Source organism: Bacillus sp. SRB_331, assembly GCF_003264175.1.
GTDB lineage: Bacteria > Bacillota > Bacilli > Bacillales > Bacillaceae_G > Bacillus_A > Bacillus_A mycoides.
Map to the genome: position 1 here is coordinate 1 of NZ_NADV01000038.1, position 22,496 is coordinate 22,496.

22 protein-coding genes and 2 pseudogenes are annotated in these 22,496 nt (G+C 33.0%); 11 read left to right on the top strand and 13 right to left on the bottom strand.

Annotated elements, in window-relative coordinates; genetic code table 11:
* The first annotated feature begins 634 nt into the window (after positions 1-634).
* The 5 genes from B5P42_RS23380 to B5P42_RS23400 all read left to right on the top strand — a co-directional run bounded on the left by B5P42_RS23380 (position 635) and on the right by B5P42_RS23400 (position 4,841).
* Positions 635-913: an AbrB/MazE/SpoVT family DNA-binding domain-containing protein gene (locus B5P42_RS23380; RefSeq protein WP_113735392.1), complete on the top strand. Its 279-nt coding sequence runs from the start codon at positions 635-637 to the stop codon at positions 911-913.
* A 249-nt stretch (positions 914-1,162) separates the two neighbouring features.
* Entirely contained in the window at positions 1,163-1,498 is a 336-nt protein-coding gene (locus tag B5P42_RS23385) for a hypothetical protein (RefSeq protein ID WP_000788512.1), read from the top strand.
* 27 nt (positions 1,499-1,525) lie between these two features.
* On the top strand, positions 1,526-1,714 hold the full coding sequence (gene hfq, locus B5P42_RS23390; protein WP_113735393.1) for an RNA chaperone Hfq: 189 nt from the start codon (positions 1,526-1,528) through the stop codon (positions 1,712-1,714).
* Between the two features lie 504 nt (positions 1,715-2,218).
* Positions 2,219-2,980, top strand: a complete 762-nt coding sequence (locus tag B5P42_RS23395; RefSeq protein WP_113735394.1) for an ABC transporter ATP-binding protein — start codon at positions 2,219-2,221, stop codon at positions 2,978-2,980.
* 16 nt (positions 2,981-2,996) lie between these two features.
* Complete coding sequence (locus tag B5P42_RS23400) at positions 2,997-4,841, top strand: FtsX-like permease family protein (protein WP_113735395.1); 1,845 nt, start codon at positions 2,997-2,999, stop codon at positions 4,839-4,841.
* A 141-nt stretch (positions 4,842-4,982) separates the two neighbouring features.
* Here the strand turns inward: B5P42_RS23400 and B5P42_RS23405 are convergent, their stop codons facing one another.
* The 7 genes from B5P42_RS23405 to B5P42_RS23435 form a co-directional block, all read right to left on the bottom strand.
* Positions 4,983-6,413, bottom strand: coding sequence for an IS4 family transposase (locus B5P42_RS23405; RefSeq protein WP_113735396.1), 1,431 nt, complete (start codon positions 6,411-6,413; stop codon positions 4,983-4,985).
* 129 nt (positions 6,414-6,542) lie between these two features.
* The gene (locus tag B5P42_RS23410) at positions 6,543-7,532 is read right to left on the bottom strand and encodes an ABC transporter permease (RefSeq protein ID WP_113735397.1); all 990 of its coding nucleotides are present in this window, start codon (positions 7,530-7,532) and stop codon (positions 6,543-6,545) included.
* Between the two features lies 1 nt (position 7,533).
* The gene (locus B5P42_RS23415; protein WP_063225630.1) at positions 7,534-8,403 is read right to left on the bottom strand and encodes an ABC transporter permease subunit; all 870 of its coding nucleotides are present in this window, start codon (positions 8,401-8,403) and stop codon (positions 7,534-7,536) included.
* Positions 8,404-9,051: 648 nt separating this feature from the next.
* Positions 9,052-9,786, bottom strand: a complete 735-nt coding sequence (locus tag B5P42_RS23420) for a Bax inhibitor-1/YccA family protein (RefSeq protein WP_113735398.1) — start codon at positions 9,784-9,786, stop codon at positions 9,052-9,054.
* Positions 9,787-9,825: 39 nt separating this feature from the next.
* Positions 9,826-10,620 (bottom strand): ABC transporter permease, encoded by a 795-nt coding sequence (locus B5P42_RS23425; RefSeq protein WP_113735399.1) that lies wholly within the window; start codon positions 10,618-10,620, stop codon positions 9,826-9,828.
* Entirely contained in the window at positions 10,617-11,315 is a 699-nt protein-coding gene (locus B5P42_RS23430; RefSeq protein ID WP_113735400.1) for an ABC transporter ATP-binding protein, read from the bottom strand. The genes B5P42_RS23425 and B5P42_RS23430 overlap by 4 nt, the downstream gene beginning before the upstream one ends.
* Positions 11,312-11,692, bottom strand: a complete 381-nt coding sequence (locus B5P42_RS23435) for a GntR family transcriptional regulator (RefSeq protein WP_089607987.1) — start codon at positions 11,690-11,692, stop codon at positions 11,312-11,314. Before B5P42_RS23435 ends, B5P42_RS23430 begins: the two co-directional genes overlap by 4 nt.
* 525 nt (positions 11,693-12,217) lie before the next feature.
* On the opposite strand from B5P42_RS23435, the gene B5P42_RS23440 reads away from it, so the two are divergent.
* Together B5P42_RS23440 and hfq (B5P42_RS23445) are read left to right on the top strand one after the other, a co-directional pair.
* On the top strand, positions 12,218-12,553 hold the full coding sequence (locus B5P42_RS23440) for a transposase (RefSeq protein ID WP_113735407.1): 336 nt from the start codon (positions 12,218-12,220) through the stop codon (positions 12,551-12,553).
* Positions 12,554-12,575: 22 nt separating this feature from the next.
* Complete coding sequence (hfq, locus tag B5P42_RS23445) at positions 12,576-12,764, top strand: RNA chaperone Hfq (RefSeq protein WP_113735401.1); 189 nt, start codon at positions 12,576-12,578, stop codon at positions 12,762-12,764.
* 678 nt (positions 12,765-13,442) lie between these two features.
* Here the strand turns inward: hfq (B5P42_RS23445) and B5P42_RS23455 are convergent.
* The 3 genes from B5P42_RS23455 to B5P42_RS32905 form a co-directional block, all read right to left on the bottom strand.
* Complete coding sequence (locus B5P42_RS23455) at positions 13,443-14,393, bottom strand: nucleoside hydrolase (RefSeq protein WP_113735402.1); 951 nt, start codon at positions 14,391-14,393, stop codon at positions 13,443-13,445.
* A gap of 273 nt (positions 14,394-14,666) precedes the next feature.
* Positions 14,667-15,116 carry a GNAT family N-acetyltransferase gene (locus tag B5P42_RS23460; protein ID WP_113735403.1) on the bottom strand — a complete coding sequence of 150 codons (450 nt, stop codon included), beginning with the start codon at positions 15,114-15,116 and terminating at the stop codon, positions 14,667-14,669.
* Between the two features lie 65 nt (positions 15,117-15,181).
* Positions 15,182-15,400, bottom strand: a complete 219-nt coding sequence (locus tag B5P42_RS32905; RefSeq protein ID WP_016097071.1) for a hypothetical protein — start codon at positions 15,398-15,400, stop codon at positions 15,182-15,184.
* A gap of 292 nt (positions 15,401-15,692) precedes the next feature.
* Between B5P42_RS32905 and B5P42_RS23470 the strand changes: the two genes are divergently transcribed.
* A complete protein-coding gene (locus tag B5P42_RS23470) occupies positions 15,693-16,298 on the top strand; it encodes a recombinase family protein (protein ID WP_113735404.1) in 606 nt (201 codons plus the stop codon).
* A 10-nt stretch (positions 16,299-16,308) separates the two neighbouring features.
* A pseudogene (locus tag B5P42_RS23475) lies at positions 16,309-17,244 on the top strand (tyrosine-type recombinase/integrase).
* A gap of 722 nt (positions 17,245-17,966) precedes the next feature.
* On the opposite strand, the gene B5P42_RS23485 reads toward B5P42_RS23475, so the two are convergent.
* Positions 17,967-18,824, bottom strand: a complete 858-nt coding sequence (locus B5P42_RS23485; protein WP_113735405.1) for a glycine betaine ABC transporter substrate-binding protein — start codon at positions 18,822-18,824, stop codon at positions 17,967-17,969.
* Positions 18,825-19,071: 247 nt separating this feature from the next.
* Here B5P42_RS23485 and B5P42_RS23490 point away from each other — a divergent pair, with 247 nt between their 5' ends.
* Both B5P42_RS23490 and B5P42_RS23495 read left to right on the top strand, forming a co-directional pair.
* Positions 19,072-20,277 (top strand): quaternary amine ABC transporter ATP-binding protein, encoded by a 1,206-nt coding sequence (locus tag B5P42_RS23490; protein WP_061674714.1) that lies wholly within the window; start codon positions 19,072-19,074, stop codon positions 20,275-20,277.
* Positions 20,270-21,100, top strand: coding sequence for an ABC transporter permease (locus B5P42_RS23495; protein ID WP_113735406.1), 831 nt, complete (start codon positions 20,270-20,272; stop codon positions 21,098-21,100). The genes B5P42_RS23490 and B5P42_RS23495 overlap by 8 nt, the downstream gene beginning before the upstream one ends.
* A gap of 245 nt (positions 21,101-21,345) precedes the next feature.
* Here B5P42_RS23495 and B5P42_RS23505 read toward each other — a convergent pair whose 3' ends face one another.
* Positions 21,346-21,576, bottom strand: a complete 231-nt coding sequence (locus tag B5P42_RS23505) for a transposase (protein WP_002144229.1) — start codon at positions 21,574-21,576, stop codon at positions 21,346-21,348.
* A 62-nt stretch (positions 21,577-21,638) separates the two neighbouring features.
* Positions 21,639-21,834 (bottom strand): annotated as a pseudogene (locus B5P42_RS23510) (IS3 family transposase); the annotation flags it as partial.
* Positions 21,835-22,496: the final 662 nt, after the last annotated feature.

The window sequence follows — 22,496 nt, forward strand, 5'->3', positions numbered from 1 at the left end:
AATTTTTTTATTAGGGATATTTAAAAAAAATCAGAGTCGTTAGCCTTCATGCCTTCATCCTCGATTAACGTGCCCTATCGTACTATAAGGGGTCACCATACATGCCCATCAACTTAAGAAAAATAAACGCCCTAAAACGAAAAAAATGAGCTGACTTCTCAAAGTAACTACCTGTAGAGAAAGAAAATTTTCGTTTAGGGGGTACTTCAAAACCTTAGCTTGATGGCGATGGGGTACAGCCAATGCACTAACATAAAACCCACGCTAAGGAAAAGGAAGCTTGATATAAAAGGATTTCTAGCGTAACAAAAAGGATTGTAATAAATAATGTTACAAATTATTTTTGATACAGTATTTTGTTACAGCTAAATTGGCTAAATAAAGGCTAACGCTTCTTGAAACCATCGTTGTAACAAAAACGTTCATTTTAGTTACAGCCCTTAGCGTACAAAGATCAAGGTTTTCTCTTCCAGAAAATGTATTAACGTGGGTTTTATGTCATTTAGTTGGCGGGACCCCTGGTTATGATCGTTAGTTTTTGGATTATTATGTTTCTCATGTATGGAGAAAGCCTGTTACAATAGTAAAGAATAACTTGGGTACAAATTGATAATGAAATGGGGAAATATGCTAGATGAAAGCAACCGGAGTAACTAGAAAAGTAGATGGATTAGGGCGTGTAGTAATTCCAATGGAACTTAGAAATACGCTTGGTATTAAAGAAAAATCACCATTAGAGATTTTTGTAGAAGGGGAAGACATCATTTTACAGAAGTATCAGCCTGGTCATGTTTGTGCATTAACAGGAGAAGTGTCAAATCGTAACATAGCATTAGCAAAGGGTAAGATCTCATTAAGTACAGAAGGTGCAGAACTATTAATAAAAGAAATAGAACAGTACCTTGTAAAATAAGTGCTCCTTTCAAGGGGCTTTTTTTTATGGTTAATACAATAATTTCACGTACCGTAATAATTAAGAAAAACTAAAAAACTACAATAATAGTCTACATTTAATCTTATGTTGAATTAATCCGCTAAATGGAGACTGTATTGTTTGTTTTGGATAGATTTCTTGCGAAATATGTACCTAGAGCAATATTTCAATTTAAATGTGATACGATAGTTATATATTCGTTTTGCTAGTAAAAGGAGATGAGTGTCGATGAAAAATCACATAAAAGTAAATGGAAAAATCCTTCAAACAAATAAAAAATGGTCACATCTCAAGCAAAGACAAAGACAACATATTTCTAATTGGTTACGTAGAGAATATACACAGTTTGTGAAAACACATTATAGAAAACCTAGAAAGTATGAACATGATGAGATTCTTCATGAAGTGATGAATCAAATACAGGAACGTGAAATTTGGATTCCTAATGGTGAAGTAAAAAGATATTATCTAAGCAAAATAGGAAAATGGTTTAGAAAAATAGAAAGTGAATGGGAATCACAAATATCCAACAGTGAAAAGCAGCATGTATTAGAAGAAAAGTAAATACAAACAAACCAGGGGGCGCATTTCATGGTTAATTTACAAGAAGATATGTATGAACAATTGAAAGAGAAAAAAGGGGATGTTACTGTATTTTTAAAGAATGGCGTTCCAGTACGTGGGCAGATCCTTGCAACGGATAAATTTATCGTTCTTATAATGGTTCATGGTAAACAACAACTAGTCTACAAGCAAGCAATCTCCACAATTCTTACGTAATTCTTTTTCCTTTTTCGAGAGAAGAGGCAAAAACAACAAAAAAAAAGAAGATTGAGATCAATCTTCTTTGAAAAAGGAAAAGATGACAGATTACTACTCCTAATCAATTATAATTAATCGTGTAGCGATATTCAATTCACTCTAAATTTTCTCAATATTTTTGCCTTATTATTAAATTATAATATAAGTAATTCTTTTTATTATTAGGGATACCGCCACATCGCCATCAAGCTAAGGAAAACAAAATACCCCCAGAACGAAATTTTTTATTACAAGTTAACACAAAATTTTGTTCTGGGGGCGCTATAAAACCTTAGCTTAATAGCGATGTTGTCGTACCCCTAAAAGAAGAAACACCTCAATATCCATGTATTTCATATACGGGGATATTGAGGTGTTTCTGTATATTACAAAAGTGTAAGGTGAATGTAATGTTAATCAATGGCGTATTATGTCGAAAAATCGCAGAATAGAGAAAGAAAAAACAAGTGTAGGAGGCTATATATGAACACACCGGTTGTAGTCGTTAAAAACGTCCAAAAAGTATACGGTAAAAAAGGAGAAAACCAATCACGCGCATTAAAAGGTGTGTCATTCTCGATTCAAGAGGGTGAATTTGTTGGCATCATGGGCCCATCTGGTTCAGGAAAAACAACTTTACTAAATGTAATCTCAACATTGGATAAAGCAACGGGCGGTGTTGTTGAAATTGCAGGTACAGATATTACGAAGATGAAGCAAGGTGAGTTATCTGATTTCCGTTCTCAAAAATTGGGGTTCATCTTCCAAGACTTTAACTTACTAGAAAACCTATCAATTTATGAAAATATTGCACTGCCACTTTCACTACAAAGTGTTCCATCACGCAAGATTGGGCCGAAAGTAGAAAAAGTAGTAGATATGTTGGGGATCTCAGCGATACTTCAAAAGTATCCATCTGAAGTATCTGGTGGACAGAAGCAGCGTTCAGCAGCAGCACGTGCACTTGTGCATGAACCAGCAATTATTTTAGGGGACGAGCCGACAGGATCACTTGATTCTAAAAACGCAGCAAGTTTACTCGATGCGATGACGAACTTAAATGAAGAACAAGGTGTATCTATTATGATGGTTACCCACGATCCATATAGTGCAAGTTACTGCCAACGTATTCTATTCATTCAAGATGGCGAATTATATAAAGAAATTCACCGCACTGGTACGCGTGAAAAATTCTACAAAGAAATTTTAGATGTGCTTGCAGATTTAGGTACACAAAAAGCATAAGAAAGGAGGTTCAAGCATGTTATTTAAGCTTTCCATGTCAGGACTAACAAGTAAGCTGAAAGACTATATCGTCTTACTTGTTGGTCTTGTCATATCAATTTCAATTTTTTACATGTTTCAAACGCTGGGACTTAATGAAGCGTTTCTTAAAGCGAATTCTACTATTGGTCATATTGTATTCGTCTTCCATGCTGGTACAGTACTACTAGCGATCATCACATTCTTCTATATTTTGTATGCGAATTCTTTTTTACTATCACTTCGTCAAAAAGAATTTGGTATGTATATGATGTTAGGAGCAAAAAAACATAAGATTACACTAATTATGTTTATCGAAACAATTATTATTGGGATCGTATCTCTTATTATTGGAATTGCAGTTGGTGTAGGACTTGCGCAAGGGATTGGGCAGTTACTTATGAAGCAACTTGATTTTACTGCAGGCGGTTATCAGGCATTTTATGTTCCATCAATGACTGTTACTTGTATTTTCTTCTTTGTACTATTTGTGTTATCTGCCATTATGAATAGCATTAAATTATCACGTATTTCAGTATTACAACTTGTACATGCGGATGCGCAAACAGAACGTGTTGTGTTTAAAGGGAAAATGACGGTAATAGTTTCAGTCCTTGGAATTATGCTATTAGCAATTGGTTATGCTTCGATGATTTACATGGATAAATTAGAACATAAAGGAATTATTATTGCGTTAATTACCGTGACATCAGGAACTTACCTGTTATTTGGAACGTTTTTACCACTTATCATTAACAAACTAAAAAGTAATAAAAAGCGTAGTGAAAAAGGACTGAATGCCTTTACATTTGCACAATTAAACTTCCGTATTAATAGCTTAACAAAGGTACTAGCGACAGTAACGATGTTAGTTGCACTTGGAGCGGGTGCTATTTCAGGCGGTATGGCCTTTAAAAATAACGTTATGCTTACTGTAGATCGTTTGACGATTTATGATGTAGCGATTCATAATCCAGCCACAGAAGAAAATAAAATTTTAGACGGTATTACATTTAAAGAGAAAAGTGAATATCATTACAAAACAGATGATAAATATGTGTATTATTTAAAGGAAGATTTAGAGAAAAATCGTCCTTTAATATACGATCCAAAAGATGCTAAATATATTGGCAAAACTAAACGAGTTTCTGGAGAGTTACCAGTAGGTGCTATTTCGAGTTTTAGTCAAGAGAAATCGGATAATGTAATTCCTAAGGAGTGGGATACGGCATTAAGAACGATTCAACCCGGTTATGTATACCCTGATCAAACCATCAAAATTGTAGATAAAAAAATGTATGATGGTTTGCAAGGTAAAGAGGGCGTTGCATTACTTGGAAAAGTAGATGATTTCTTAACATACAAAAAAGAATGGAAAAAAATTGACGAGTTGCAACTAGCTAAATATAAAAATATAGAAGCTGAAAGGCTTGGTAGTAAATATACAGGTTATAGTTTTATTCACGGCTTTTTCAGCGGAACTGTATTCATGGGCTTCTTCCTAGGAATTGCTTTTTTAGCAATGATGGCAAGTTGTTTAATGTTTAAAATTCTTTCTGGTGCATCAAAAGATATTACACGTTACCAAATGCTTCGTAAAATCGGTGTTCGCCGTGAATTATTAACGAATTCTATTTATAAAGAGTTATTCTTAGTGTTCTTATTCCCAGCGATTGTGGGTATCGCTCACGTATTAGTAGGTATGAACATCTTTGGACGTTTTTTAAGTGATCCGTACTTCCGTATTTGGCTTCCGATTGTTATTTTCGTAGTCATTTACGCGATTTACTACTTCATTACAGTTCAATTGTATAAAGGAATTGTTCTTCCGAAAGAGAAATAAGGGGTAGCACCACATCGCTATCAAGCTAAGCTTATGCAAAGTCAATTTTAGGCGAGATTGTTTCTTTTTTCTAAAGGGCAAGTGTAGATGATTGAAAGATTTGCATACGAAAGAAACCCTAACGGGTTTCACTTTTTTGAATTAAGCGGCTTGATTATCAGAAATGGTACAATTGTAAACGACACCTAATATATCAAAGACCGTTTTTTTCTCATATCGATGAGATTTCCGCCCGTTTTGCTGTAGGAGGTTAAACAGACGAATTAGAATCTTTGATAGCTCTTGGGTGTCTTTCTGTATAGCTTGGAAAAGAAGAAGAAAGTAATCTTTAATCATATATATGGCCTTATACTCACTCAGTTCTCGTTTCTTTTTCATAAGAAGTAATTGCCGCATTTGAAACATGGTAGAAGAACAGAGTAGAATGCCAATCAGTTGCCCATACAAATGGCATTCCAATCGTTCTCTTTTTATCTTTTTACAATGATGAATATGAAAGAATGATTTCCACGTTTTAAATAAAATCTCGATTTGCCAACGTAAAGAATACCAATCATGTACTTGTCCCATCGGGACAATATCTGTAGGGGTATTTGTCATATATACATTGATACCGCTAAGTCGTTTACTACGAGCAGAATACTTCATTCCTTTCTTTTTTTCTCTTACAGTTTGATCTTGTAATCGTTTTTGTTGTTGTTCTTTTGTTAGTCGATGAACAATCACACGAGTTGGGACTTTATCAGTCAGTCCTACATAAGCATCAGATATTTCACATGTTTGTCCTGGTTGAAGAGAGTTCATTACAACCTCCATATCTATCTGGATATACTCTGTACCTTTCTTGATTCTGCCATCTTGAAAATAATCAGGGTTAGGATTTTTTTGATAAATACGTGTATTCGATTTGATACGTGAGATATAGTAAGCCTTTTTATCTTGTATATATTGAAGATCTTTCAAATGAAAATAACCTAAATCTCGGATACATAAATCATTCGTTGTTACAGTTGGGACACACAGGGAACCGTAGGTTCGATCATGTTGTTTACCTGGACCTGTATGAATATGAAGGAACTGTCCACTTAATAAATCATACTCAAGCTGAATCTTTATTCCCGCTGTATGGCTGCATCCTCCTGCACCTGGATAAACGAATGAAAAAGGATCTGGAAGTTGAAATGCAGTTGAATCTAGGATACGAATACGCTTGAAAATAGAAGTGTATGGAGAAGAGAGCAGCTTAGCTGAAGATAACTTTTGGTTGAGAAGTTTGGCTAATACTTTCTGTAGAAACTGCACAGCTGCAGCGTTAAATCGCTGATTTAGTCCTTCGGGACTGATGAGCACTTCTGTTGATGCTTCTAAACAACTACATAACTGGGTTAAAGACGTTTTTGCTACACTTTGGCTTATCCATACACATAAAGCTATTAAATCTTTTGCCTGATACTTACTGGTCCGTTGTACAAAACCAACATCTCTAGCAAGATCCCGTAAGGTATTTGGAGATAAAAAACTTTGAATCTCTTGAGCAAATAGTTGTAATTCGTCAGACACAGAAACAGACATAAAAAACGCCATCCTTTCCTATGATTCTACAGAAAGAATAGCGTATTTTTTCATTTTAGGGGGCATTTCTTTTTATTAACTTGGTAGCGATATGATGATACCCCCTGTAAGTGAGAATTAAAGCTGTGTTTATGCTTGATGTTTGAATGTAAACAATTCATTTTCAGGTACCTGCAAAACACTCTTATTAGTATTTTTAACAGAGATACTGGCAGTTCTGTTTCTTTCTAAAGAATCTTGAATACTATCAGTTATTTTATTCGCAGCTAGAACAGTCAAACTAAAGAAGATTATCGGAACCATTGGAATCCAAGTATCAGCAGATAGAGAAGGATAGTACATCCCAATTAAACCAGTCCACTCATGTGTTACAGAATCAGCCTCATCACCATAAAGAACTGTTCCACCAAAAAACAAATTTATTAAACCTAAATGAAGCAACAATGTTAGTGTTTGTACGAATTGTTGCATAAGCATTATTATAAACGTTGGAACCAGGTGAGGAAGAATGTGCTTAACAACAATGTATAATTTTCCGCCACCGAGGATCTTTGCAGCTTCAACAAACTCTTCAGTTTGCAATTTCCTTACTTCATTTGCAACATATAATGATAGAGTGGGAACACTTAAAAGAACAATCACAGCCAATTGGAATAGAAGTCTTTGGTAAAATGGAGCCGGTATCGTCCCATTTGCATAAATAAGTACTTCTGATAATATGAAATAACAAATCATAACCATTGGTACGATTGTAAAACTATCAAAAAATGCTTCAATTTTTTTAAACCCTCTTTTAACATATGCACCAAGTAAAAAACCGATTATAACGCCTAACACCATGCGTAATATGGCTACTACGATTGCAAACCCAATAGTCCATTTTGCCCCTTCAATTATCAGATTGAGTAAGTCGTACCCCGCTCTGTCGGTACCAAATAAAAATTGCATTGAAGGTGGAAATGGAGGCACTTCAGGATAACCAGTTTTATCATATTGAAGGATTACTTTATGTATATTTCCGTCATTAAAAACAGTATTTCCTATACTTAGGACCATTAATATTGTTAAAAATAAACCACCTAACCAGAACCGTTTATCACGTTTTAAATAATTCCACATATTATATTTTCTCCTTCATCGCAGTAGGTACCAACCAATGGAAACATTTAAAAAATAAGAATATAGGTAAGTAAATTAATATTAATCCAACCGTGAATACCTCAACACTTTGGTATTCTTTAATAAAAACAAAGAATCCGAGAGTATTGAAAATCGATTCTATTATGTATAAGTTAGAGAGCATAAACCATATATTAGCTTTTACAAAGAACAAAGTACTTAATAGAACGTTTCTTAGTACATGGTGGTTTAAAATATGAAGACGATCCATACCCTTTGAAGCAGCGAACAACACATAATCCTTTCTCAACTCATCCTCAAATCTTAGAAGTAAGAACTTAACAAACATGATAACGGTAGGTATACAAAAACAGATAATCGGTAAGAGTCGCACCTTCTGGTCTCCAATTCCTGCTACTTGTGCTGCCATAACACCAGTTTTCTGGAATATCCATACCACCAACAATTGGGAACCAACAATAAACAATATGTCAGGTAAAGATTGAAGAAATAACATGAATTCTTTAATCCTATTCTGCCATTTTTCGTTAACCCTTAAGATTACGTGTACTAGTATAAATGACACTATTAATGAAACAATCAGTGAAATTGAGAGTATAACCATCGTCTCTTTATAGTGAAAAAATATTTGTGGGAACAAATCCTTTTTAATCTTCATACCATACTGCATAGATGAAGCATGTAGTATTATCTTCTCGCAAATTTTATAAATACTACTAAAATACCCTGGAATATCTATTGAAAGCCCTTTGAATAGAATTGGTAGAGAGCCAACCGCTAGTATACCGACAAACGACAACAATAGATGAATAATTAGCTCCCAGCCTGATAGAATGATTTTCTTCGACACAGAACCACATCCTTCTTACTTAATTTTCCACTCTTAATAATAGATTTAATTTTCAGAAATGTAAACCCTTATATCGGTATAGGTAAACTTTCAATGGGGCATTTACAAACTTGGAGCTCTATTATAGAATTGGCTGAAATCTAACATCGTTTAGAGCATCGTTATTTTAAAGTCCTTGATAGTTTTGTATTTCCTATGATAAGGGAAGTCCGTGAAAAAACGGATGATCTTTAGCCTATTCTATTACCGTTGAGGAGTTTGAAAAGGCCGTAATGGAACTTCTTACAGGGGTACCGTCACATTGCTATCAGGTAAAAAAAATACAACTACCCACAATGAGATTTTGTGCTAACTTGTAATAAAAAGCTTATTTTTTCGTTTTGGGGGTATTTGCTTTTCTTAGCTTGATGGTGATGGGGTAGCACCATCAAAACGCGAATTTCGTACGCTAAGGGTTAATCGTTTTTTTTACAGTTAATTCGTCTGTATTAATCGAAGGAAGGTTACAGAGGGGGAGCTGAAAGCTTATAAGTATTGGTTGGACTTTTTGTACAGCAACATCATACATTTGTTACTACCTATATTAATTTAATTGAAAATACGAGATACAAAAAACATCCTGCATGTTTGAACCATGCAGGATGTTTTCTAGTCTTTGTTTTTCATAATGTAAGAAACCAAACGAAGGATCTCTAAGTATAACCATACTAATGTCATCATAAGCCCTACTGCGCTGTACCACTCCATATACTTAGGTGCTCCACTCTGAGTACCATTTTCTATGGAATCAAAATCGAGTAATAAATCTAATGCAGCAACAATAATTACAATTGTACTTATGATGATACTAATTGTCCCACCTTGGTGAATATATGGAACAGTCACCCCTAAGATGCCCAGTAAGAAAACAATAAAATACATAATAAGAATTCCAAGTGTTGCAACCGTTACAACCGCACGAAACTTTTTAGTTACTTTTACTATTCGAGTTGCGTATAACACTAACATGGCAAATAAAATCGAAATTGTTAGTAATACGGCAGTTAAAGCGATAGAATCACCAAATCGCATTGTATAATACGCTGAAATACTTCCTAATAAAATCCCTTGTAATACTGCGTAAATCGGTGCGCAGATTGGTGATATACGAGGAATGAATATAACTACAAATGCGACAATTAGAGTAACTATTATAATTCCAATTAACACAGGTATTTTCATTGTCCCTTGTGTCATCTGTACGTATGAATAGACAGACGCTGCAAGAAGTAAGATAAGCAAAATGAATGTTTTTGCTATCGTTCCGCCAATAGTCATCGTAGAAGCATTTGTATTCTCTTTATGAAATTTTTCTTTTTTTAATATTGGATTAGTTGTTCTCATTTTTTCCTCCTAAATACACTCTACCTTTGAAGCAGATCTTTATATTTCTAATTTTTTATCAATGATACGACCTGTAATAGCTGTTAGGACAATTATGAATAAGCAAGTGAAACAAATATCTAAAATAGTGAACCCTTCACTAGGATACAGTGAAGTGTCAATAAAACCATTGTTATCTATGAACCCCGTACTCTTTATGGTGATTACATATTTCTCTAATTTACTTAAAACGTCCAGTATGAATGTTTGGATTATTAAAAATAAAGCAAGGAAAATAACTGATAAAACCATCTTACTCATTGATGACTTTATAGGAATCAGCTTTGTAATTACCATGGTGAAATAGCAGGAGATTAATATACTCATGAAATCGATTCCCCATAATAAAACAGAAAGTATGTGATGAAGAAATCCATATGCATATAACTTATGAAATTCTTGTTGGTATCCCCCGACCACTTTTCCTCCGTAGGTACTTTGGGAAAAATAGTATAGAAAAATTAAGCCTATTACTAGTAAAAGAATAAACATTAACGTGAAAAAGAATAAATTTGCATATATATATTTTTTTCCTGAGATGGCTGTATAACGTATCATAGTATTTTTTAGCATTTTATTGAAAGAAGGCAAAGCTATTAAAAGCAGTAAAAATGCAGTGATACCTATAATTAATACATATATACCTAATGTTATATCCTTTGTAAGCTGATTTGTTAGCTTTGATAGTCCCATCATATTAAATAAAAGAAGTAGCGAAATAGTAATAAATCCAAAATAAAGGATGGCTATCTTTTTTCTATTACAATTAAATAAATAGCGGAAAAGTGGATTCATTTCTCAAAAACCTCCTTAAATAACTCATGTACTGCTTTTCCATGGTGAAAACGAATTTCTTCTACATTTTCATGCAATACAATACTCCCGTCTTTTAAAAAGATTACCTCATCAAATATATTTTCAATTTCCTCTATTAAATGAGTCGAAATAAGAATGGTACTATCTTCACGATAAAAGTTAAGAATTAAATCTACTATATGCTTTCTAGAAACAAGATCAATTCCACCTAATGGCTCGTCTAATACATATACCGTTGCTTTCCTTGAAAAAGTTAATATTAGCTGTAATATCCCTGTTTTCCCTTTTGATAAGATGCTTATATTCTCCTCTAGCGGGATTTTAAAGTTAGCTATTAAATCTATTGCTTGTTGTAGATTAAAATCAGCATACATTTCTCGATAGAACAACAAAGCATCTTCTACGGTCATCCATTTTTCAAAAACAGGACTATCGGGCATAAATGAAACGATTTTTTTCGTTTCTAATCCCACCTTTTTATCTTTAATTGTAATACTTCCTTTAGAAGGAAAACGTAAACCCGAAATCATTTTTAATAATGTCGTTTTCCCACTACCATTTTCACCAACAAGACCGATAATTTTTCCTTCTGAGATTGTTAAGCTTACATCTTGAATCACTGTTTTTAAATCATATCTTTTCGACAGATTTTCAACTTTCAATAATTCTTTCATTCATTTCCCTCCTTTTTCTTTTCTAAAGAAGAACGGAGTATTGAGAGAACCTCTTCTTCCATAAATCCTAAGTTATTCATTCCATTTATAAAATTATCAAGCAACTCTTTTGCCATTTCTTTGCGTAGCTCTGTAATTTTTTCTTCATTCATTGTTACAAATCTTCCTGTTCCTCTACGTGTCTCAGCAATACCTTCCCGTTCTAGCTCTTGAAACGTACGTTGAATTGTATTTGGATTAACTTGTAATTCACCCGCTAATTCACGTACAGCAGGAATTTTTTTACCTGGCGCCAAACGTCCTGTTACAATTTCTTTTTTGATGTATTCCATTACCTGAACATAAATAGGGATATTAGGAGAAAACTCAGTTTTCATTTCTTTCCTCCTCTGTATTAGTGTACTAGATAAATAGTACACTAATGTAAATTATATGTAAATAGTTATTTTGAAAACCATAACAAATGGAAGGTGATATATTTAGTGAATTCATGTAAACACCCAAGTGCCAAAAACGACCGTTTAAGGAACTCTATTTAGTTTTAACAAAACTTAAAAAAATACGGTCAAAAACTAGTTCTAAAACTCATTGCCAAAAACAAAGTATCATAACAAACATCAAATACCGTTTAAGGAACCTTCTTAACGTATGAAAAAACCAAGTTTTTTAAAGAAATAAATCCTTAGTGTATGAAATTCGCGTTTTGTTGGTGGGACTCCCTAATTAATTCGCTTAATGGATTCGGTCTCGTCTGTTTTGGATACTATTTTATGTGAAATGGAGATATTATTTTTATTTCGGATAGATTTCTTGCGAAATATGTATCTAGAGCCATATTTTAATTTAAATGTGATACGATAATTGTATATATGCATTTAGTTGGTAAAAGGGGATGAGTGTTGATTAAAAACCATATAATGGTTAAAAGAAAACTCCTTCAGACAAATAAAAAGTGGTCACATATCCCGCAAAAACAAAAAGATCATATTTCTAATTGGTTACGTAGGGAATACATACAGTTTGTAAAAACGCATCATCGAAAACCTAGAAAATACGAGCATGATGAGATTCTTCATGAAGTGATGAATCAAATACAGGAACGTGAAATTTGGATTCCGTATGGTGAAGTGAAAAAATACTATGTAAGCAAAATAGAAAAATGGTTTAGAAAAATAGAAGGTGAATGGGAAATACAAATAGACAACAATGAGCGGCAGCAAGTATTAAAAGAAAAGTAGATACAAATAGGGGGCGTATTTCATGTATAACTTACAAGAAGATATGTATGAACAATTGAAAGAGAAAAAAGGGGAAGTTACTGTATTTTTAAAGAATGGCGTTCCAGTACGTGGGCAGATCCTTGCAACGGATAAATTTACCGTTCTTATGATGGTTCATGGTAAGCACCAACTAGTCTACAAGCAAGCTATTTCCACAATTCTTAAGTAATTCTTGTTCCTTTTTTCGAGGGAAGAGGAACAAACACCAAAAAAAAGAAGATTGAGATCAATCTTCTTTAAAAAAGGAATAGATGACAGATTACTAATCCAACTCTTAATCAATTATAAATAAACGTATAGAAATATTCAATTAGTTCTGAATTTTCTCAATATGTTTGTCTTATGTTTAAATTATAATATAAGTAATTCTTTTTATTATTATATGTTTGTTCTTTCCTGTTGCAGAATCCTTATTATAAGGATTCCTTTTTTTGTATAAAAAATCTACAAAGAAAAAAGATAAGATCGGGAACACAATCTTATCTTTAGCACAAGGAGTAAACTAAAGGAATAACCATCATATTTTTATAATACTCCAATTTTTATTAATTTTGAATATTGAAATCATAATTACTAAGTATATCTATATTGAGAAATTTATTACAAAATTAGTTATAAATGATTCAAAACTCCAATGTAAACTTTTAGCCATTAGTTTACATTCAAACACCTTTAAATATTGACTTCATACCAAACTCCCTGATATCCTCAAAACACACGACAAAAGTATACATTCAAAACATGATAAACAAAAAGATTAGAACATCTATGAAAAAAAAAAAGAAAAACCTAGATTCATACTAACTTTTCACATAATTTCCGTAATCTGAAGTTCACTTAGGATATCCTACAGTCTCTTCCTTAAGAATGTTTCCATGATATCTCTCTTAAAACTTTCGTAATTGAACTGAAAAGCGACATTATGTATTTTATAACCCGGATTTGTCACAAAACGAAAATCTGCAATACTTTGACCGAATCCTTCTCCTTGATCGGCAATTACTTTGATGGGTACTTTTGAAAGGAGAACTGCATCTGGGTTCAACAAATACCACATTGTTACAAAATCATGCATAGGACTTCCCCCTATACCAGGATTCGATTTAGAGTAGAAATTATAGTAGTAGTCTAACATGGGCTTGATGATAAGCCCTGCAAGGTCCTGTGTATTACGGTGAAACGCATCGATTTGTTGGACCATTTCAGGTGTAACAATCGCGTGTTGGGTGACGTTTAACGGAATAATGGTCAAATTCTTTGCATGCTGCAGAATTAAGTTTGCTGCATAAGGGTCTGCATAAAAGTTAGCTTCAGCCACAGCAGTCACGTTTCCAGGATAAAAAAAAGCTCCGCCCATACAAATGTATTCATTCACGTTCCGCATTGTTTCTAAATTTAGGACAAATGCCGTCGCCAACGAAGAGAGCCTTCCCAAATTAATAATTATGAGGTCATCTAAATTAGAATCTATAATCCGATAAATATCATTGATAGGGTAAGTCGGATAAGAAATCTCAGGCGGGATGATAGGTCCTAATCCCACTTTCCCATGTACTTCAGGAAAATACTGGACCAATATGCCTGTTAAAGGTACAGAAGCACCCAGAAATACAGGTATCTCTTCCTTTCCCCCAATATACTTTAAATAGTTAATATTTCTTATAGCATTCTCTCTTGATACATTTCCATAATCAGCTACAATCCCTACAAGTTGGATATCTTTACGGAAAAAGGTATACAGAACAGCAAAGGCATCATCAATTCCTAAATCTGTAAACAGAAGAACTTTTTTTGGCATATATCTTCCCCCAAAAGCAATAGAATCATAATTTCATTGAGCCTGTACTATATATATTTCATGTGTTCCTGAATAGTACGTTCTGGTTATCAGTCACTGCATATATCCTATATGTTTTTACGTCTAAAAAATATTTTTGTTTTGTATATCCTCTACATGTGAAGTTAACATAACACCACTTATCAGCAGTCACTGTATCTAAAAAACTAGAAAAAGTCCCTGCGAGTCTGAAGGGACTTTTCGCTCACATAATCAATTGTTATTGGAAGTTCTTTATTTATAGGTTAAACTCATGGAAATCTGCCGATCTACAAAACCAAATTCTTTATATAGTTCTCTTGCAAAGTTCATTGCATGAACATTTAATCGTATTTCTTTATGTCCTTTTAAAGACAATTCATCTAATCCTGCTTTCATCAATTTCTTTGAAAGCTTTTGACCACGATACTCTGGTAAAACGTATAATTCGTAAATGAATCCTACACTCTCTTGTGAAAAATAATCTTTACCACTGCCAATTAGAATCCATCCCTTTAAGTCATCATTTAGATTGTCATCGTCTTTGAGTACTAAGTAGTATGCTCCTTGTTCTAATGCTGTTTGTATAATTTCTTTTACTCGTTTTTGTGTAGGTTTAAAAGTCTTGACTGTTCCTTCGTATAGAGCATTATCTGATTTTGCTAGAATTTCATTCAGATCATTTTCACTAGCTTGTTTAATCATATTTTTCCCCTTTGTTTACATAAATTTCGTTATCAGTAGTCAATATATCTTGAAACCTACCAAAGTCACTTGAGTGGTTTTTTCCAATTTGAATAATAATAAATGAACTGAATTATTAAAGTCATTATTGCAATGCCAGTTAAGACTACAAAATTAATTAATCCAAAATCTAATAAATATATAGCTATTAGTGAAATGACTACAAGAGGGGTTGAAGCTAATACATTGTAAAAACGTTTTTTATAAAAAAGTTCGTCTTTTGCGATTATATAATTATTGAACATGAATATTCCTTCTTTCCTATATAAATTTATTGTATACCTAAATTTTACAACATATTAGTCATTTTTCGCGAAATATTCAAAAAACAATAATGAATCGAATAACTTTTAATTTCTTAGGGATTATTTTATGCCCCAAAAGGTACACCTTTTGAAGTGCAGTAAACTCTATTAAATTTAGTACTTCAGAAGGTTTAAAAACCTATTTTTGAAGTACTAAATAATTGATTACACCTTTTGAAGTATTTTTGGTATAATTTCATTAGAAACATTTTTGAAAGGATGTCTATTTATTTTGAATACAAGGAAATTTGGATATATAAGGGTTAGTAGCAAAGATCAAAATGAAGATCGGCAGCTCGAAGCAATGAAACAACTCATCACTGATGAACGAGATATTTTTATCGACAAACAAAGTGGAAGAGATTTTAATCGTGATCAGTACCAACTCGTAAAACGCATGTTAAGAAAAGATGATATTTTATATATTCATTCCCTAGATCGTTTCGGTAGAAATAAAGAAGCTATCCTTCAGGAGTGGAAAGATATTACCCAAAATATACAAGCTCACATTGTCGTATTAGATATGCCGCTTTTAGATACGACTCAATATAAAGATAGTTTAGGAAATCTTATTACTGATTTGGTACTTCAAATCTTGTCCTGGCTTGCTGAAGAAGAACGGACGAAAATAAAAACTCGCCAACGTGAAGGCATTGAAGCTGCAAAGAAAAAAGGTAAGCATTTGGGTAGACCCAAAACTGAAATAACTCAGGAATTTATTGATGTATATAACGATTGGAAACAAGGAAAGATCACAGCGCTATACGCTATGAAAAAGTGCAATATGACAAGCCCTACATTTTATAGAGTAGTCAAAAGGTATGAGGATAAGGAGTGAAAAATATAGGATGAATACAAAAGAAATCCAAAATACAATACAAGGCTTCTCTTCTTATTTATCAAACAAAGGAAGAAAACCTTCCACAATTAAACGATATATTTACGATGTGGAAAGCTTCATTCAATGGCTGCACCAATCAAAAAGGTTTACTGAAAATAATCTGTTTGAATCACTCCATAAAAAAGATTTCGAAGCTTTTTTTAATTATTTAAAAGAAGATCGTCAATACTCTGATAAAACTATACACCGCATATATATTGTCTTAAATAGATTGTACGAATACTTAGATTTACCAAGCCCGATTGAAGGGATCATTCATATAAATCCACCCGATCGGGCATTACGTAGTCAGGATTTCGTTTCTCTCTAAGAGGAGAATCGTCTAAAAGAGGTTATCTCTTCATTAGAAGGACTGACTGAAAAACAAAGATTAACACGCCCAATGATCTTAGAACGGAACATTTCTATCGTTACGTTGCTCCTGGACTATGGATTATCTTTAAAAGAGCTTGTTTCTTTACGAATGAAACACGTTCATTTCGAAAGTAATACGTTATCTATTCCTGAAGACTCAAAAATAAATCGTACAATCCATTTGAAAGAAGAAGACAAATTACATTTATACAATTACTATAAAACTATTCCTGAACCTGTTCGTCCTAAATACCACAGCAGCGATCCATTATTTATTGCTTTTGAATTTATTCGTGGGACATATCATTGGAGCTATGACGATGATGCTCCAAAATTTTTGACTGAAATCTCTGTTCAAAAAATGATTCGTTTAGAAATAAAACGTGCGAATCTTCGAAAGGGGATTTCTGCTCAACATTTCCGAAACACCTTTATTTTAAGAATGATTCAACAAAAAATCACTTCCGAACAAATCATGAAGCAAATCGGCTTTAAATCTCTCTTATCTTTAAAAAGATATTACGATTAATAGGCAATACCAACTAAACACAGATTAATCAACATCACTTAATGTGTAATTTTTACACACCTACAGTTTTTTAATTATTTTAAGGGGGAACGAAAAAATTACAATGAGTAAAACGAAAAATCATATTACGTTCATGAGTATACGCTACTAGATAAAACTACTAAATCCATTAAAATTGAACCCTGGCGTTCATTTAAGGAAGAAATGCGTGTTCTGGTAATAAAAGACAGCGACATATTCCAAATTCAAATGATAGAAATAAATCCGAATAAAAAGTAATATAGACCAAGAATAAAAGTTTTAAAATTAGTGATAATTCAACTTATGGATAAAAGAATAGTAATGTGCTTTTAACTTCAAAAATAGTCTAAATCCTTAAGTTGATGAATGTGTGGTAATACCCCATATAGTTCAGATAAAACAAGTTCAAATGATATAAAGGTTTCTCACTTTGGAAATCAACGTGATTCATTGCATTTTTATCTAGACGTAGTGGGATACAAAAGTTTGAACTGCAACAATTGCATGGGGATATTTATTGTATTATCTGAACTATGCGGGAAATAAATGGCATAGATACATTGGGGAATATCGCTTCCTCCAACTGAAAAGGCAAGCTAATCAAAAGAAAGAGAAATGATTATATGAAAACATCACTTCTCTTTCTTTGTATTTACGAGTGGTTCCAAAAAGAAGGAATGGTTGCCGTACCCCATAAATGATTACTTTTTCATCCACGCATCTACTAATTTTTTATTCTTTTTTATCCATTTTTCAGCGGCCTGTTCAGGGTCATTCGATTCATTAATCATGGTCATCAACGTTCCGAGTTGCTCATCGGTCATGTTCCAGTTATCAAAATACTTTATAAGCTCTGGATAATCTTTTTCAAATCCTTTACGAACAGAGTAATAAATATCATCTTTTTCTCCATACACCTTTTTAGGATCTTTTAAATATTTAAGATCAAACTCTGAAAAAGCCCAATGTGGATTCCATAATGTTACTGCAATGGGTTTCTTTTGATTATATGCTTTTTTTAATTCACTCATCATAGCGGCTTCTGAAGATTGAACAAGATTTAGCTCTATCCCATATTTGTTTATCGCTTTATCTGTTAAGCCCATTAAACTGCTGCCAGGTTCAATACCAATGATTTTATTGTTGAATTTATCCTTATTTATATTCAAATCCTCAATACTATTGATATCTGTCATGTATGAAGGAACAACTAAACCAAGACCAGTGCCTTTATACCACGCTGATTTTATTTCAACATCATCCTTATATTTTTCATATAATGGCTTATCAGTAATTGGTAACCAGACCTCTAAGTTGGCATCCACATCTCCTCGTGCTACTCCGGTCCAAACGGCTGCCTTTTCTAAATATAACAATTCAACTTTATAACCCTTTTGCTCAAGTAATACTTTCCACATATTTGCGGTAGCTATGTTTTCTTTCCAACTCGTTACACCAATTTTGATTTTGCCCTTTGCATTACTGTTCGCGCCACTACAAGAAGTAGTAAGTATGCTAATTAATAATAGTATGCACAGAAGCCATATTTTTTTCTTCATCAAGCTCCTCCTAGTCTCTATGATTAGATATTTCTTCTTTAACTAACGTAGAAAATTATTTCAGTAAAGCTAAATACTTTATAATTATAAATAAATATTTTATAATTATAACTATGAATAATATAAACTAACTATTAATAGCTTAACAAAAAAATCAAAAAAAGTCTTTGATGAACTATTGGAATGTACTATTTGGTTTAGAAATAGTTACAGTATTTGTATAGAGTCAAAGAAAAGGAGTGAAAGAATGAAAGAAACGAAATTACGTGTTGAAAACGTTACAAAAGTATTTGGAAAGAATCCTTCTAAAGGAATCGCTTTACTAGAAGAGGGAAAAAGCAAAGCTGCTATATTAAAAGAAACTGGTATGAATATTGGCGTGAACCAGGCAAAATTCGATGTTTATGCTGGTGAAATATTTGTCATTATGGGATTATCCGGTAGTGGGAAATCTACACTTGTTCGTATGTTAAATCAGTTAATCAAACCGACTTCTGGCCATATATATATTGATGGTGAAGATATCGCAACAATGGGAAAAGAATCTCTTCGAAAAGTAAGAAGAAACAAAATGAGTATGGTATTTCAAAAATTCGCCTTATTCCCTCATCGAACGGTTTTACAAAATGTTGCATATGGTTTAGAAATACAAAAAGTATCAAAAGAAGAACGAGAAACAAAAGCGTTAGAATCTCTAAAATTAGTAGGTTTAGAAAACAATAAAGACAGTTATCCGGAACAACTTAGCGGTGGTATGCAGCAGCGTGTTGGTATCGCAAGAGCACTAACAAATAATCCAGATGTCCTACTGATGGATGAATCATTTAGTGCGTTAGATCCGATTATTCGAAAAGAAATGCAAAATGAATTATTAGAACTGCAAGATAAAATGAAAAAAACGATTATTTTTATTACACACGATCTAGATGAAGCACTCCGAATAGGTGATCGTATTGCTTTAATGAAAGACGGAGAAATTGTTCAAATTGGAACACCAGAAGAAATTATGGTGAGCCCTGCAAATGAATTTGTAGAGCAATTTGTTGCTGATGTAAATTTAGGAAAAGTTTTAACCTCTGAATCCATTATGAAAAGACCGGAAACCTTATTAATTGATCGCGGTCCACGTGTTGCACTCCAAATCATGAAAAATGCTAGTGTTTCTAGCGTATATGTAGTGAATAAGAAACATGAGTTTTTAGGTGTCTTAACTGCTGATGATGCTAGTAAAGCTATTAAAAGACAGGTTCCGATAGCGGATTTATTAGTAACAGACATTCCTCCTGTTTATTTAGATACTCTATTAGAAGAAATGTATATAAAAATGGTTAAGACAAAGTTACCTCTTCCTGTTATAGATGATAAACATAGATTACGAGGGATAATAAAGCGTGAAAGTATTATTCAAGCTTTAGCAGGGAATGTAGAGGAAGAGGTGAATGATAATGAATAGTATTCCACGTATTCCTTTAGGAGAATGGGTTGACACACTTGTTACAAGTTTGTATCAGCATTTCGAAGGGTTTTTCAAAGGGTTTTCTTTTATTATCGGGGGATTTGTTGATTTATTAACAAATCTATTAATATTTATCCCAGCCATTATTTTTATTGCAATCACATGCTTATTAGTTTGGTACACCTCCCGTAAAGTTTCACTTATGGTATTTTCTTTAATTGGATTTCTGTTTATCCTTAACATTAACTATTGGGAACAGACCATGCAAACACTAGCGCTTGTCTTGACGTCTGTTATTATCTCTATCATTATCGGTATACCAATTGGGATTTTGGCATCTCAGAACGGAAGGTTTTCCAAATTTTTAAAACCAACTCTTGATTTTATGCAAACAATGCCTGCATTCGTTTATCTTATTCCGGCAATTACATTCTTTGGTGTTGGAGTAGTACCAGGTATTATTGCATCTGTTATTTTTGCAATGCCACCTACTATTCGCTTTACTGAGTTAGGGATTAGGCAAGTACCAGAAGATTTAATTGAAGCAGCTAATGCCTTTGGTTCAACATCGTCACAGAAACTATTCAAAGTACAGCTTCCACTTGCAACTGGAACAATCATGGCTGGTGTAAATCAGAGTATTATGCTTTCTCTATCAATGGTTGTTACTGCATCTCTTGTCGGTGCACCAGGTCTTGGCGTAGACGTTTATCGGTCGGTTACACAAGTTAATATAGGTATGGGCTTTGAAGCAGGCCTTGCTATTGTAGTAATTGCAATTATATTAGATCGAATTACACAAGGTTTTCATAAAAAATAATTATAATGTACATACTAAAAGTTATCATTTGAAACCGCGAGAAATTTATTGCTTAAAGCTGGTGCAAGTAAGGTAATATTAGTTGGTATTATCCCTTTTAAGTAGAAAGTGTAAAAAGACTACATTCTTAATGTGGAATGTTACACTATACTTGAAGGGATATTTTAATGAAAAAAAACATTTCAAAAATATGCAGATACATTTAAATTGAAAGCTGTACATTTGTATAAAAATGATGGACGGAGTTATGATACGATTGCTAAAGAACTAAGAATGCCAATTGCTACTCCATTGAAAATGTGGGTAAAACAAATTCCCAATGGTAACGCACTTTCTCCATATTCACTTATCCAATGATAAAGAGTATTCGAATGGATAGATAATTCTTTTGAAACCTCTTTCACAAACATATTCTCTTCCAATAGTAATTGGACTGCAGCCAATTTAAATTGACGATTATAGACTTTTCTACTCATAAACTGAATCACCTTTTTCTTTTAACTTAGTGTGCAATTTATTGTAGCATCTCCAATCCTTTTTAATTCCAGTGATATCTATAATGATTAAGGTATGTCATATATTTCTTTATCTCTTGTTTCAACTCAGTAAAACACTCGTAAGGTTTTATATATGCTTTATCTTTCAGATGGCCAAAAAACGATTCTTGTGGTGCTTTATCCCAACAGTTTCCTCTTTTTGACTAATTTCTGGTAGGTAGGACTTGTGTAGTGGGAATCTTAATCAGATTACCATATTCATGAACAGATACATCCGATTATTAATATATTAATGAATACGAGATAGACGAAGAGTAATTTCAATTTCTATTAATGTTTCATGAAGTACTGGATATCTAACCACATTAGTATGGCGAGGATTTAATTTTTAAAAGTTAAGAATAGTCAGTCTTAATTCTATTGATTTACTATATATTACATTTATGTAAGTGTTGTTATAAGGGCGTTTTTTAAAACTTTCCCCTAATAAAGTTTTGTGTGATATGAACCATAAGTTTGCGGCAAACTTATGCTTCCAGGATTTGAAGAATATTTTTAATGTCGCTTTTAAATAAAGTCACGGTGTTTATAAAAAAGACGCGATGTTTTGTCCCTTTGGATCTGTTTATCTAAGGGGATGTTTTTATAGTGAAAAGAAAATCTGAACTGAAAGGCGGATTAAGGAACTGTTGAGCGGCAATAAAGTTACTCCACTAAAAGGCCATCTAATGGAATTAAGGAAAGGTTTATTCAAAGGGAAATCGAAGTTAAGTTATGGCATTTTATTCGATAATCTAGAGTAACTATCTTATGTAAGGAAGGCACTAATATGAGTCTTGGAAATATAAGTACTTGAAAGTTGTACAAAGAAGGTTTAAAGGCATTAGGATAGTTGTGAA

Excerpts from the sequence above, each read along its gene's own strand:
- B5P42_RS23380 (WP_113735392.1), top strand. The coding sequence starts at position 635 with ATGAAAGCAACCGGAGTAACTAGAAAAGTAGATGGATTAGGGCGTGTA.
- B5P42_RS23385 (WP_000788512.1), top strand. The coding sequence starts at position 1,163 with ATGAAAAATCACATAAAAGTAAATGGAAAAATCCTTCAAACAAATAAA.
- hfq (WP_113735393.1), top strand. The coding sequence starts at position 1,526 with ATGGTTAATTTACAAGAAGATATGTATGAACAATTGAAAGAGAAAAAA.
- B5P42_RS23395 (WP_113735394.1), top strand. The coding sequence starts at position 2,219 with ATGAACACACCGGTTGTAGTCGTTAAAAACGTCCAAAAAGTATACGGT.
- B5P42_RS23400 (WP_113735395.1), top strand. The coding sequence starts at position 2,997 with ATGTTATTTAAGCTTTCCATGTCAGGACTAACAAGTAAGCTGAAAGAC.
- B5P42_RS23405 (WP_113735396.1), bottom strand. The coding sequence starts at position 6,413 with ATGTCTGTTTCTGTGTCTGACGAATTACAACTATTTGCTCAAGAGATT.
- B5P42_RS23410 (WP_113735397.1), bottom strand. The coding sequence starts at position 7,532 with ATGTGGAATTATTTAAAACGTGATAAACGGTTCTGGTTAGGTGGTTTA.
- B5P42_RS23420 (WP_113735398.1), bottom strand. The coding sequence starts at position 9,786 with ATGAGAACAACTAATCCAATATTAAAAAAAGAAAAATTTCATAAAGAG.
- B5P42_RS23425 (WP_113735399.1), bottom strand. The coding sequence starts at position 10,620 with ATGAATCCACTTTTCCGCTATTTATTTAATTGTAATAGAAAAAAGATA.
- B5P42_RS23430 (WP_113735400.1), bottom strand. The coding sequence starts at position 11,315 with ATGAAAGAATTATTGAAAGTTGAAAATCTGTCGAAAAGATATGATTTA.
- B5P42_RS23435 (WP_089607987.1), bottom strand. The coding sequence starts at position 11,692 with ATGAAAACTGAGTTTTCTCCTAATATCCCTATTTATGTTCAGGTAATG.
- hfq (WP_113735401.1), top strand. The coding sequence starts at position 12,576 with ATGTATAACTTACAAGAAGATATGTATGAACAATTGAAAGAGAAAAAA.
- B5P42_RS23455 (WP_113735402.1), bottom strand. The coding sequence starts at position 14,393 with ATGCCAAAAAAAGTTCTTCTGTTTACAGATTTAGGAATTGATGATGCC.
- B5P42_RS23460 (WP_113735403.1), bottom strand. The coding sequence starts at position 15,116 with ATGATTAAACAAGCTAGTGAAAATGATCTGAATGAAATTCTAGCAAAA.
- B5P42_RS32905 (WP_016097071.1), bottom strand. The coding sequence starts at position 15,400 with ATGTTCAATAATTATATAATCGCAAAAGACGAACTTTTTTATAAAAAA.
- B5P42_RS23485 (WP_113735405.1), bottom strand. The coding sequence starts at position 18,824 with ATGAAGAAAAAAATATGGCTTCTGTGCATACTATTATTAATTAGCATA.
- B5P42_RS23490 (WP_061674714.1), top strand. The coding sequence starts at position 19,072 with ATGAAAGAAACGAAATTACGTGTTGAAAACGTTACAAAAGTATTTGGA.
- B5P42_RS23495 (WP_113735406.1), top strand. The coding sequence starts at position 20,270 with ATGAATAGTATTCCACGTATTCCTTTAGGAGAATGGGTTGACACACTT.
- B5P42_RS23505 (WP_002144229.1), bottom strand. The coding sequence starts at position 21,576 with ATGAGTAGAAAAGTCTATAATCGTCAATTTAAATTGGCTGCAGTCCAA.